We start from the raw sequence: 12,536 nt of genomic DNA, 5'->3' as shown, positions 1-12,536 counted from the left end.
TTTGCCGAGCCAACAAACAGAAACGTTAAACAAAATGATTGAAGACATTTCGCAAAAGCTCAACATGCTCAATGTCGGCGTCATCAGAGCGGAAGATTTCAGTGATGAAAAAATAGAAGATCTTACATACCTTCATCAAATGGTCATGAAAAAAGCATCATTCAGCCCGAGTGAAATGCAGGCCATTGCCGAGGAGCTCGCCTCTCTCAGAAAATAAACCCGTGTCAGACCTGCCGAAAAACGGCGGGTCTTTTTTTGATTTAAAAAAGTAAAAAATAAAAGTTCATCGGTTTGACACATATAAAAAGAAGGAGTATAGTAACTGTGAACTTGGTAGAACGATATACTAAATGAGCGGGCCGCTTATCTTTTTTTATTTAGTAGAACGATATACTCGTTGTGATATCAGCGTTATTCAAGTTTTGTATCTGCAACCGTTTTATCAAACCAGTTTTCAAAGAAAGGCAGTGGTTCAATAAAGGGGAATGGTTCTGTGCTTTTGTTAATTTAAAAATTAATTTAATTCTTTATTAACCGCATTAGGGGATGTCATCATGAAAAACATATACACCAAAATGGCAGCGGGTCTTTATATTAATTATTTCCTGCTGGGCATGATCAATATTATTATCGCATCCAATATGGAGGCATTATCAAAACAGCTTCATACATCCGCAGCCGGGGTCAGCTATTTGGTCTCCGCCATCGGGATCGGGAAGCTGATTTCGCTTCTGTTTGCCGGGAAGCTTTCGGATACATTCGGGAGACGGCCGTTTATCGTGTCGGGCGCCTTTCTGTATCTGATTTTCCTAATCGGAATTCCGCTTTCGACAAACTATACGGCCGCGTTTATCTTCGCCATTTTCGCAGGGATCGCCAATTCCTTCTTGGATTCCGGGACATATCCGGCGCTTATTGAAGGATTTCCGAAAAACGCAAGCTCTGCAACCGTGTTAATCAAAGCGTTTGTATCCATCGGCGCGACGGTGCTTCCGTTTTTCATCGCGTTTATTGCGGACAGGCATTTGTTTTACGGCTGGACGTTTTTCGTACCGGGCATTATTTTCTTCCTGAACGGCTTTTTCCTGTTAAAAGTTCCGTTTCCGAATCATAAGCAAAAAGAAGACGGCGGCCGGACGGAAGCCTCTCCGTCTGATGACGCGTTCACATCACAGCCGTCGATATGGCGCGAAGGTCTTGCGATCATTCTGTTAGGCTTTTCATCTACGGCGCTGTTTATGCTCGTTCAAGTATGGCTTCCTAAGTTCGGGCAAACCGTTTTGGGCATGCCTGAGGTGCAGGCTGTCAAATTGCTGAGCTATTACAGCATCGGTGCGCTTGTGTCCGTATTATTGCTGGCCGTGCTGTTAAACAGAGTGATTCAGCCGATTACGGTAATGGTGCTGTACCCTGTGATCGCGGCAATCGCGCTGCTTGCTCTGATTTTCATTCATCAGCCGGCCGTATCAGTCATCAGCTCCTTTGTCATCGGACTTTCAACTGCGGGTATTCTGCAATTGGCGATGACGGTTATGGCTGTTTTATTCCCTAAAAATAAAGGTACGATCACATCTTTTGTTAATATAGCATCAAGCTTATCTTTTATTGTCATTCCGCTTGTAACGGGAGCGATCTCCAAAGCGGCCGGCCTGACGCCTGTTTTTCTGCTTGATATCGGAATTGCGGCCGTCAGCGCCCTTCTCGCATTGTTTATCGGAATCCGCTTTAAGCAAGTGATGAAAGCCTGACTATTTTTTAAGGGAGAGGATTTATCATGCAATCTATCACGATCAGAAACACGGTCATCGGCGAAGAGCTTCCGAAGATCATTGTGCCGCTGATGGCGGCCGGAGAGAAAGAACTGCTCGAAGAAATTGAAGCCGTCAACAGGCTTCGCCCGGATATCATTGAGTGGCGGGCGGATGTGTACGAGCACGTTGACAGCCTGGACGCCGTAAAAGGCATGCTTGAAAAGCTGCGGAAAGCCGCAGGCGCAACACCGCTGCTTTTCACATTCAGAACTCATAAAGAAGGCGGAAATAAAGTTATTGATGACCGCTTTTACATTGAATTGCTTAAAACCGCCATCGAAACAAAACACATTGACCTTGCAGACGTTGAGTTGTTTACGGGAGAAGCGGAAGTCAAATCAATTGTGAAAACCGCTGAAGACAACGGCGTATATGTCGTCATGTCCAATCATGATTTTCATCAGACACCGAAAAAAGAAGAAATCATTTCTCGGCTGCGGAACATGCAGGCGTACGGCGCGCACATTCCGAAAATCGCGGTGATGCCGCAAAGCACTGAAGATGTTTTCGTCTTATTGGATGCCACTCACACGATGAAAACACAATACGCAGACCGGCCGATCATCACGATGTCAATGGCGGGCACGGGCCTGATCAGCCGCCTGGCCGGCGAAGTCTTCGGCTCAGCGTGCACGTTCGGAGCGGGCAAAGAAGCATCAGCGCCCGGACAGATTCCCGTTGAAGAATTGCGCAGCGTACTCAGCATTTTAAATAAACATATGTAATCAGCGTTTTTCTGCCCTCAAAGCGGGTTGAAAAACAAATGAATGGACTAACGGAGGAATACATCATGAAGAAAGAATTAGGACGGATTAACGGAAAAACTCAGCTTATCGGATTATTCGCGACACCGATCGGACACTCATTATCTCCGGCGATGCACAACCTGGCGTTTAAAAAATTAGGATTGAACTACGCTTACCTCGCGTTTGAAGTCGGCAATGAACAGCTGGAAGATGTGGTAACAGGAATGCGCGCCTTAAACGTCAGAGGCTTCAATGTCTCGATGCCGAACAAGATGAACATTCTCCCTTACCTCGATGAACTCGCGGATTCAGCGAAATTCACCGGCGCGGTGAATACAGTCGTTAATGAAAACGGCAGACTGATCGGACACTCCACTGACGGTATGGGATACGTCCGCAACTTAAAAGAACACGGCATCGATATCACGGGCAAAAAAATGACGCTGGTCGGTTCCGGCGGGGCCGCCACTCCGATAGCGATTCAATCCGCATTGGAAGGCCTCGGAGAAATCTCTATTTTCGCCCGCAATGACGCGTTTTTCGAAAAAGCGGAAGAAAACGTCCGCATCATCAATGAAGAAATGAAGGGATCTTCTTGCAAAGCGAAAGTCTTCCCGCTCGAAGATCAAGATGCGCTGCGTGCTGAAATCGCTTCAAGCGATATTTTCACAAACGGAACAGGTGTCGGCATGAAACCGCTTGAAGGCTTGAGCGTCATTGAAGATACATCCATGCTCCGTCCGGATTTGATTGTGACAGACGTCGTTTACAACCCCGTTACGTCGAAATTGCTTGAACAAGCTCAAGCGGCCGGCTGCAACACCATTAACGGCCTCGGCATGATGCTTTGGCAGGGCGCCATGGCGTTTGAATATTGGACAGGCCGTGAAATGCCGGTTCAGTATATTAAAGAGCAAATGTTTGAATAACCTATTGTGACAGAAGCGCCGAAGGACAATCCGTCTTCCGGCGCTTTATCATTTTCTCCCCTCTCTCTTTCTTCTCAGCCGCCAAAACGCTTATAATGGATGTAACGAATAAAACCAAGTGAGGAATGCGACGTATGAAACAGCAAAAAAAACGCCGGGTGACATTGCAGCAGGTCGCTGAACATGCCGGCGTCTCAACATCCACCGCTTCATTAATCGTCCGCAATAATCCGCGAATTTCCGAAGCGACCCGTGAGAAAGTGCTGCAATCCATGCGGGAGCTGGGGTACGTATATGATCGGGTCGCCGCGAATTTGCGATCACAGACGTCCACAACGGTAGGATTGATTATTACTGACATTTCCAATACGTTTTTCTCAGAGTTTCTGATCGGCGTTCAGAATACGCTTGAGGAAGTCGGATTAACGGTGCTGTTAGGCACGACATTTGATTCCGTCGCGAAGCAGGAGCAGCTGATCTCGACCATGCTGGAGCACAGGGTCGGCGGATTGATTTTGTGTCCGGTTTCAGGTACGGCTGAGGAAACCCTTTCCCGCCTTGAGCAGCTTGACATTCCGGTCGTGCTCGCCGTCAGGGAGATTGCCGATGCCGACTGTGATTTTGTCGGAGCCGATTATGAGGAAGGCACCTATAAGGCAGTGCGTCATTTCATTGAGAAAGGCCATCAGGAGATTGCGTTTCTGGGCGGCGTGAAGCACTCGTCAACATGGACGAAGCGCATGAAAGGGTTTAAAAAAGCGCTCCGTGAAGCGGATCTGGAAGTAAAAAATGACTATGTCATTGACAGCGCGCCGACCCGCGAAGCAGGCTGTGAAGCCGTGACGGAGCTCCTCCGCCGGTCTGAGCGCCCGACCGCGATTTTCTGCTTCAGTGATTTGGTCGCGTTCGGCGTCATGCAAGGGATCAGAAAAGCCGGGCTCATTCCGGGCGAAGATATTGACATTGTCGGCTTTGATAACGTGCCGGAAGCTGAAATTTCTTATCCCCCGCTTACAACCGTTTCTTCCTTTCCGCGGCAGTCGGGAAAAGAAGCGGCTCAATTGCTGCATCATAAAATCACCAATTCCCAGCACAAAAAACAACGCATTATTCTGGCGCCTGAGCTGGTCATCCGGGAATCTTCACAAAAAAAGCGGAACGCCTGATACGGCGCTCCGCTTTTATATTACGCAAGCAGTTTTAATGATTCGCGGTTGAATGCCGGTATGTCATCCGGTGTGCGGCTTGTGACCAGCTGGTTCTGGCAGACGACGACTTCTTCATCCACCACATTTGCGCCCGCGTTTTCCATGTCGATTCGGATTGATGTAAACCCTGTCGCTTTGCGCCCGTCCAATGCTTTCGCGTTGATGAGAAGCTGAGGTCCGTGGCAGATGGCGAACACCGGTTTTTTATCATCCATAAACGCTTTGGCAAATTGGACGAAACGGTCATCCGCACGCAGCATGTCAGGAGAGAATCCGCCCGGGATCAGCAATGCGTCAAAGTCTTTCGGATTTACATCATCGATGGACTCATCCACTTTCACTTCCGCTTCCCCTTGTTTGCCTTTGACTGTTTTTCCTTTTTCCTGTTCAATTACGGTTAATTCATGACCCGCATCTTTAAAAGCTTTCGCAGGTTCAGTATACTCGACATCCTCAAAATAATCGGTTAATACAACTGCAATTTTTTTACCCATAGTTACTACCTCCTGCTTGATGAAGTCTACATAAATCCATGTACCCCAGCCACACTAACATCAAACATAGGTAACGCGTTTGCCGCTCATCCGTTTCACATAGGTCATTATCCTCATTTTTCATCTTTTTACAAGAATCATCATGAAATCTATATGAACTTTCACAAAATATTCTTACAATGGTACTGCATGACAAAATTTGTTGAAAGGTGGAGAACAGGTGAGAATACAGAAAAGACGATGCAGCGTCAATATGACACTCCGTATTCTGCTGCCCCTAGTTATGATACTTAGTCTAATCCTCCCAACATCACCCATTAAAGCAGAAGAAAACAAATCCTCCAGTGTGAATCTCAGCATTTTAGCCACAACTGACGTTCACGCTAACATGATGGACTACGATTACTACAGCGACAAACCGACAACGGAATTCGGGCTGGCCAGAACGGCTCAGCTTATTGAGAAGCACAGGCGCGAAAACCCGAATACGCTGCTTGTCGATAACGGGGATCTGATTCAGGGGAATCCCCTCGGAGAATACGCCGTAAAATATGAGAAAAATGATATTATTTCAGGCGCAAAGACCCATCCGATCATTGAAGTGATGAACAGTCTGCATTATGACGCAGGAACACTCGGCAATCATGAATTTAATTACGGGCTTGAATTTCTGGACGGGACAATCAAAGGCGCTGATTATCCGATCGTTAACGCCAATGTGAAAACATTAAGCGGCGAAAACCGTTATACGCCTTATGTCATAAAAGACAAAACCGTCACGGATGAAAACGGCGGCAAGCATCAGATAAAAATCGGCTACATCGGCTTTGTTCCTCCCCAGATCATGACGTGGGATAAGAAAAATCTCGAAGGCCGCGTTCAGGTCGAAGACATTGTGGAATCCGCAAAGAAAACCGTTCCGAAAATGAAAGCTGAAGGAGCCGATATCGTCATCGCCCTCGCCCACAGCGGCATCGAAAAAAAAGCGCAGTCTTTCGGAGCGGAAAACGCCGTTTTTGACCTGGCAACGAAAGTCGGCGGAATTGACGCGATCGTATCCGGCCATCAGCACGGGCTTTTCCCTGATGCCGAATACAAAGGCGCTGATCAATTCGACGTCGATAAAGGCACGATTAACGGCATCCCCGTTGTTATGTCAAGCAGCTGGGGCAAATATGCGGGCGTCATCGACCTCCGGCTTGAAAAAACAGACAGCGCGTGGCATGTGGAAGATGCAAAAGGCAGCATCGAGCCGATTGCCGGCAATGTGACGTCGGAAAACGAAACCGTCGTCAATACCGTTAAAAAAGCGCACGAAGGCACATTGAAATACATCAGAGAACCCGTCGGCCAGACAAAAGCCGATATCAACAGTTTCTTCGCCCAAGTCAAAGATGATCCGTCCATTCAAATCGTAACGGATGCGCAAAAATGGTACGCCGAAAATAAGATGAAGGATACGGAATACAAAGATCTGCCTATCCTCTCGGCGGGCGCCCCGTTTAAAGCCGGCGGGCGGAACGGCTCAAACTACTATACAAACATTTCCGCTGGCGACCTCGCCATCAAAAATATCGGCGATTTGTACCTGTATGACAACACGGTTCAGATCGTCAAGCTGAACGGAAGCGAAGTGAAGGACTGGCTCGAAATGTCCGCGGGGCAATTTAATCAGATCGATCAGGCAAAAGGCGGCAGCCAAGCGCTTTTAAATGACGCCTACCGCTCATACAATTTTGATGTCATTGACGGTGTCACCTATCAGGTCGATGTCACAAAACCGGCGAAATACAACGAAAACGGAACAGTCATTCATCCCGATGCTAGCCGGATCGTCAACCTTTCTTATCAAGGAAAGCCCGTCAGCGCCAAGCAGGAATTTCTGATCGTCACAAATAATTACCGCGCTTCAGGCGGCGGAGGATTCCCTCACTTAAGCAATGATAAAATCGTATACTCTTCTGCCGATGAGAACAGGCAGGTCTTAATGGATTACATCATCCAGCAGAAAACGATTAATCCGCAGGCTGATCATAACTGGTCCATCCTTCCGGTCAAAGGGACAAACCTGACATTTGAATCTTCCTTGGCCGCAAAGCCGTTTGCCGACCGCGCAGATGACGTCGCCTATATCGGTGAATCACAAAACGCGGGCTACGGACAGTACAAGCTCCAATTCAAAGATGATGAACCGGGCACAGATCCGCCGAAAGATGACGCATGGAAACTCACCGTTATGCATACAAACGACACGCACGCCCACCTTGATAACGCGGCGAGGCGGATGACGAAAATCAAAGAAATCAGAAGCGAAACCGACCGCAGCATTTTGCTGGATGCGGGAGACGTTTTCTCAGGCGATCTCTATTTCACAAAGTGGCAGGGGCTGGCTGATTTAAAGTTGATGAACAGCATGGGCTACGACGCAATGACCTTCGGAAACCATGAGTTTGATAAAGGCCCGGGTGCTCTCGCCAGCTTCCTGAGCGGTAACGGGAGCGCGGCTGACCCGTCCGGAAAATACAATTTTCAAGCGCCTGACTTTCCGCTCGCCAGCTCAAATGTCGATGTGTCCAAAGAGTCAAAACTCAGACCATTCATGAAAAAAGCAGACACATTTACGGCAGGGAAAAAGAAAAAAGCAGGCATCTATCCATACATTCTGCTTGATGTAAACGGAGAAAAAGTCGCCGTATTCGGCTTAACGACAGAAGATACGTCCGTCACATCAAGCCCGGGAAAAAGCATTGTCTTTCATGATGCCTTCCAATCCGCACAAGATACGGTAAAAGAAATACAGAACAAGGAACATGTCAATAAAATTATTGCCCTGACCCATATCGGGCATCAGCGTGATCTCGATCTTGCCAAAAAGGTAAAAGGCATCGACTTGATCGTCGGCGGACATACGCATACGCTTGTAGATAAAATGAAAGTTGTCAAAAACGAAGAGCCGACCATCGTCGCCCAGGCAAAAGAATACGGCGAATATTTAGGCCGTGTCGATGTCGCATTTGACAAAAACGGCATCGTCCTGCCGGAACAATCCTCTCTTCAGGCGATTCCAGTGAACGAGCAGACGAAAGAAGACCCGGATCTGAAAAAAGAGCTTGATCCGTTTAAAAAAGAGCTCGTCTCAGTCAAAAATGAAAAAGTCGGCTCAACGAAGGTCGCACTTGACGGCCAGCGCGAGCATGTCCGCTCCAAAGAAACCAATCTCGGAAACTTCATCGCGGACGGCATGCTGCAAAAAGCGAAGGAAGCGGCCGGCGCCCAAATCGCGATCACAAACGGGGGCGGCATCCGCGCGGGCATTGATAAAGGAGACATCACACTCGGCGATGTGCTGAATGTGATGCCGTTCGGCAACACGCTTTACGTCGCGGATTTAACCGGAAAACAGATCAAACAAGCCCTGGAACAAGGATTAAGCGGAATTGAGGCTCAAGGCGGCGCCTTCCCTCAAGTTGCCGGTTTAACATACACGTTTACACTGAATAAAAAGCCGGGGCACCGCGTTCTTCAAGCTGCGGCCGTACAGGATGACGGCAGCGTAAAGCCGATTTCTGATAAGAAGACATACAGAGTCGCCACCAGTAACTTTGTCGGTGAAGGCGGAGACGGATATTCCGTCTTTAACGAAGCGTCCCATAAAGAAGACCTTGGCTTTGTCGACTATGAGGTCTTCACCGAGCAGCTTGAAAAAGCGGAAAAAGCGGTGGAACCGAAAGTTGACGGCCGCGCGCAGGAAGTGTACCTGCCGACGAAACAAAAAAACGGTTCGTGGACGCTTGAAGATGACAGCGCATTTGCCGCCTATGCCAAAAACGCCAACACGCCGATCGTGTATTACGATAAGAATGACGGCGCCAAAAAGCCGATTGATCTCAGCGTGACCAAAAAACAAATCGGCCTGTTAAAGGACAGAACATCGGATTCTTCCCTTACGATCCTGCATGACAAGTTCAGCATGAAAATGCCGATGGCAAACGCTGCTTCAGCTGATACACGATTCGGCGTGACGCCGAAAGGAAAAGTAAGCGGAGCGCTTTCAAATGTATACGACTTTACAATGAAGCAGAAAAACAAAGACATCAAAACATTCAAAGCGCCGGTAAAGCTCACCCTGCGCATTGAGAATACGAAAAAGGCGAAACAGCCCGGCATTTACCATGTAGACCGGAAAAAGAACGTCTATACAAAAACAGACAACGGTTCGGTTTCACACGATCTCGTCACGGGCTATACAAATCATTTCAGTGAATACACCGTATTAAACGCAAACACGAAGAGCGCGCCGCCGACAAGCGGAGACCACGGCTCCGGAAAGCAGCCAAGCGGACAAAAACCGTCATCCGGCCCTGCACAGGACGGAGTATCGCCGGGCGGCCTGCTTCCTGATACGGCCACAACGATGTATTCCATCCTTCTTGCCGGGTTTCTCATCAGCGCGCTCGGAACGGCACTGTATCTGCATCAAAGAAGAAAAGCAAAAAAAGTGAACGAAGCATAAAAAGACCGCTTTTATCGGGCGGTTCATCCAAAAGCTCTCCTGATCTGATTTCAGGGGAGCTTTTTCTCTCGGTCCCCCTCTGAGTCGACAGCCGTACGGCCGAGTGATAAAATATGAACGTTATTCGCGAAAGACATACATCCGCATCGTTTAACACTTCACGGCAGGGCCTCTCTTTCATACGGCGCCGCCTGTTTGGAGGACTTTTTTTGAAGATAACAGGACACAAACGAAACCGCATGTCTTACAAGAAAAAGCTGTTTTACGTGATAACAGCGCTCTGTTTTATCAGCTCGCTCATTTTCGTCACTCACAACGCTTCTTTTTATGAGCGGCCGATTGCCAAAGTGACGAAAACAACATTGGAACATCAGTCTGACGTACAGGACATGCATAAAAACAAAGATAAGATTTTCAATCAGACGATCACTGCCAGACTTGAAAACGGCAGTCAGAAAGGACAGCTCATTCATTTGTCCAATCAGTATTCATCATCCGGAGCGAATGATCAGAAATATTCGATTGGAGATGAAGTATTCGTTTCTATTGATAAAGGGAAACCATCAAACAAGGATATATCGGGAAGCATTATAGATAAAAAACGGGATAAGCAGCTTTTGCTGATCGCTTGGGTTTTCATCTTCACCTTGCTTATCGTCGGCAAAAAACAAGGCTTCTTTTCGATCGTCAGCCTGATGTTTAACGCCGTTTTACTGTCGTTTGCATTAGATTTGTACAGGAAGCATCCTAATATAGGGTTAATTTTCATCTGCGGTGTCTGTATTCTCATCTTTACTGTCATCTCATTGCTGCTTGTCAGCGGTTTTCACGCGAAAACATATGCAGCCATTGCCGCGACGCTCGCAGGCACTTTCGTTTCCCTGCTGATTACGTATCTGGTGATGCTGGCAACCGGTGAGAAAGGTCTCAGATATGAGGAAATGCAGTATTTAACCCGCCCTTATCACACGGTGTTCATGGCCGGGGTATTTATCGGATCACTGGGAGCGGTCATGGATGTAGCCATTACCATGACGTCATCTGTCTTCGGATTATATGAAGAAAACAAGGGAATCTCATTACAAGCTCTCAGACGTTCCGGGATGGAGATCGGAAAAGACATCATGGGGGCGATGACCAACATTCTGTTTTTTGCTTATATAAGCGGCTCTATTCCGATGATGCTGTTGTATTTGAAAAATGATTCCCCGATAGGATTCACTCTTTCTATGAACATTTCCTTGGAAATAGCCAGAGCATTGGCCGGAGGGATCGGAATCGTATTAGCCATACCCGCCAGTCTGTATGCTTCTATCTTTTTTATTAAACGAAAGAAGGCAAGCTCATGAATGTCATCGTAATTCTCGCGGCGATTTTATTTCTATTGATGGTCATCATCGGCGGAAAAAAAGGAGCGAGGTCTTTTATTGCGCTATTTTTAAATTTCGGCGTTCTCTTTCTCACCATCATTTTAATGACAGACCCGCACATCAATCCGATTGTTTTAACATTGCTCTCTTCCGCCGTGATTTGCAGCATTACTCTTTTTTATATTAATGGAGGAAACGTCAAAACCGTAACCGCCTTTATTTCTGCAATGCTGACGATTGTACTGCTGCTGTTTTTTATTATGTCTGTAACAAAACATACTTCGATTCAGGGATTCGGTGAAGAAGAATTGGGTGATATCGGCATATTCACACTGTTTGTCGGGGTGGATTTTGTGAAGGTTACCGCAGCCATGATCATCATGGGCACGATAGGGGCGATTACCGATGTCGCGATTTCCATTACTTCACCCATGCGGGAAATTTACAGTCATAATCCGTCCATGAGCAGAAAAGATCTGTACACATTCGGATTAAGCATCGGGAGAGATATTTTAGGAACGAATACGAATACGTTATTCTTTGCTTTTTTCGGCAGCTATTTGGCTTTAATTATCTGGTTTAAAGACTTATCATACTCAGCTGAAAAAATAGTGAACTCAAAAGTATTCAGTGCGGAAGCCGTCACCATTCTTTGTGCCGGAATCGGGATCGGCATCATCATTCCCGTTACGTCCTGGATCACCGCCTGTTTTTTAGCAAAACCAAATAAACGTTAAAAGCTGCCGGGACACGCCCGGCAGCTTTTTTTATCTTATACCCACTTTACAACGTCTTTTGAGGCAGATCTTGTTTTCGGGCGCGGTTCTCTGACACGGTAGCCGAATGCGGCCATGACAGAGATGTCGAAACTTCCGTTTTCCAGAAGCCCTTCTTCTTCAAGAATCCGGTGAATTTCTTTGTAGTTGAAGCCTTCTACAGGGCAGGAGTCGATTCCGATCTGCGCAGCGGCTGTCATCATATTGCCGAGGGCGATGTATGTCTGTTTGGATGCCCAGTCAAACAGCGCGCGATCTGATTCAAGCAGATTGAAATCATTTTTCTGGAAGTCTTCCGTTTTGCTGATATAGCCTTCATACATGTCTTCCGGCATTTTTTTGACTTCCCGCAAGTGATTTTTGACATAGTCGGCGTCAAAACGGATATCCTTTGCCGTCCGGGCAAGCAGAAGTACGAAATGGCTTGCGGTCGGCAGCTGCTTTTGCGCGCCCCAAGTGAACTCGCGGAGTTTTTCACGAAGCTCCGGATTTTGAACGACGACAAATTTCCAAGGCTCCAAACCGAGTGAGCTTGGGGATAATCTTCCCGTTTCTAAAATGAATTCAAAATCGCTTTCTGAAATTTTTTTCTCAGGATCAAATTCCTTTGTGGCGTGTCTGAATTGATACGCTTCGATGATCTGCTGTTTTTTATCTGACATTCATGATCTCTCCTTTTCAATCGTTAT

The 12,536-nt window shown here is 47.2% G+C and carries 10 protein-coding genes; 8 read left to right on the top strand and 2 right to left on the bottom strand.

The window, feature by feature from the left end:
• The first annotated feature begins 1 nt into the window (after position 1).
• The 5 genes from AC3WTF_RS15025 to AC3WTF_RS15005 all read left to right on the top strand — a co-directional run bounded on the left by AC3WTF_RS15025 (position 2) and on the right by AC3WTF_RS15005 (position 4,652).
• Complete coding sequence (locus AC3WTF_RS15025; RefSeq protein WP_003155571.1) at positions 2-217, top strand: DUF1128 domain-containing protein; 216 nt, start codon at positions 2-4, stop codon at positions 215-217.
• 337 nt (positions 218-554) lie between these two features.
• A complete protein-coding gene (locus AC3WTF_RS15020) occupies positions 555-1,748 on the top strand; it encodes an MFS transporter (protein WP_007408506.1) in 1,194 nt (397 codons plus the stop codon).
• A gap of 26 nt (positions 1,749-1,774) precedes the next feature.
• Positions 1,775-2,536 carry a type I 3-dehydroquinate dehydratase gene (aroD, locus tag AC3WTF_RS15015; protein WP_327992381.1) on the top strand — a complete coding sequence of 254 codons (762 nt, stop codon included), beginning with the start codon at positions 1,775-1,777 and terminating at the stop codon, positions 2,534-2,536.
• A 65-nt stretch (positions 2,537-2,601) separates the two neighbouring features.
• Positions 2,602-3,486 (top strand): shikimate dehydrogenase, encoded by an 885-nt coding sequence (locus AC3WTF_RS15010; protein ID WP_003155575.1) that lies wholly within the window; start codon positions 2,602-2,604, stop codon positions 3,484-3,486.
• Positions 3,487-3,620: 134 nt separating this feature from the next.
• Positions 3,621-4,652: a LacI family DNA-binding transcriptional regulator gene (locus tag AC3WTF_RS15005; protein ID WP_012117072.1), complete on the top strand. Its 1,032-nt coding sequence runs from the start codon at positions 3,621-3,623 to the stop codon at positions 4,650-4,652.
• A gap of 20 nt (positions 4,653-4,672) precedes the next feature.
• On the opposite strand, the gene AC3WTF_RS15000 is transcribed toward AC3WTF_RS15005, so the two are convergent.
• Positions 4,673-5,188, bottom strand: a complete 516-nt coding sequence (locus AC3WTF_RS15000) for a type 1 glutamine amidotransferase domain-containing protein (RefSeq protein WP_064107437.1) — start codon at positions 5,186-5,188, stop codon at positions 4,673-4,675.
• A 220-nt stretch (positions 5,189-5,408) separates the two neighbouring features.
• Between AC3WTF_RS15000 and AC3WTF_RS14995 the strand changes: the two genes are divergently transcribed.
• The 3 genes from AC3WTF_RS14995 (at position 5,409) to AC3WTF_RS14985 (ending at position 11,808) form a co-directional block, all read left to right on the top strand.
• Positions 5,409-9,701 (top strand): multifunctional 2',3'-cyclic-nucleotide 2'-phosphodiesterase/3'-nucleotidase/5'-nucleotidase, encoded by a 4,293-nt coding sequence (locus AC3WTF_RS14995; RefSeq protein ID WP_492314295.1) that lies wholly within the window; start codon positions 5,409-5,411, stop codon positions 9,699-9,701.
• Between the two features lie 209 nt (positions 9,702-9,910).
• On the top strand, positions 9,911-11,050 hold the full coding sequence (locus AC3WTF_RS14990) for a YibE/F family protein (RefSeq protein WP_047935449.1): 1,140 nt from the start codon (positions 9,911-9,913) through the stop codon (positions 11,048-11,050).
• Positions 11,047-11,808 carry a YibE/F family protein gene (locus tag AC3WTF_RS14985; protein ID WP_047935447.1) on the top strand — a complete coding sequence of 254 codons (762 nt, stop codon included), beginning with the start codon at positions 11,047-11,049 and terminating at the stop codon, positions 11,806-11,808. Before AC3WTF_RS14990 ends, AC3WTF_RS14985 begins: the two co-directional genes overlap by 4 nt.
• 35 nt (positions 11,809-11,843) lie before the next feature.
• Here AC3WTF_RS14985 and AC3WTF_RS14980 read toward each other — a convergent pair whose 3' ends face one another.
• A complete protein-coding gene (locus AC3WTF_RS14980) occupies positions 11,844-12,509 on the bottom strand; it encodes an NAD(P)H-dependent oxidoreductase (protein ID WP_003155588.1) in 666 nt (221 codons plus the stop codon).
• Positions 12,510-12,536: the final 27 nt, after the last annotated feature.

Source organism: Bacillus sp. EB106-06-01-XG163 (assembly GCF_058791615.1).
The sequence above is the reverse complement of the archived record's forward strand: the minus strand, read 5'-3'. Positions and strand labels throughout refer to the sequence as shown.

What these genes read in the sequence shown, in the direction of transcription:
- AC3WTF_RS14985 (WP_047935447.1), top strand. Translation starts at nt 11,047, where the DNA reads ATGAATGTCATCGTAATTCTCGCGGCGATTTTATTTCTATTGATGGTC.
- AC3WTF_RS14980 (WP_003155588.1), bottom strand. Translation starts at nt 12,509, where the DNA reads ATGTCAGATAAAAAACAGCAGATCATCGAAGCGTATCAATTCAGACAC.
- AC3WTF_RS15010 (WP_003155575.1), top strand. Translation starts at nt 2,602, where the DNA reads ATGAAGAAAGAATTAGGACGGATTAACGGAAAAACTCAGCTTATCGGA.
- AC3WTF_RS15020 (WP_007408506.1), top strand. Translation starts at nt 555, where the DNA reads ATGAAAAACATATACACCAAAATGGCAGCGGGTCTTTATATTAATTAT.
- AC3WTF_RS15000 (WP_064107437.1), bottom strand. Translation starts at nt 5,188, where the DNA reads ATGGGTAAAAAAATTGCAGTTGTATTAACCGATTATTTTGAGGATGTC.
- AC3WTF_RS15005 (WP_012117072.1), top strand. Translation starts at nt 3,621, where the DNA reads ATGAAACAGCAAAAAAAACGCCGGGTGACATTGCAGCAGGTCGCTGAA.
- aroD (WP_327992381.1), top strand. Translation starts at nt 1,775, where the DNA reads ATGCAATCTATCACGATCAGAAACACGGTCATCGGCGAAGAGCTTCCG.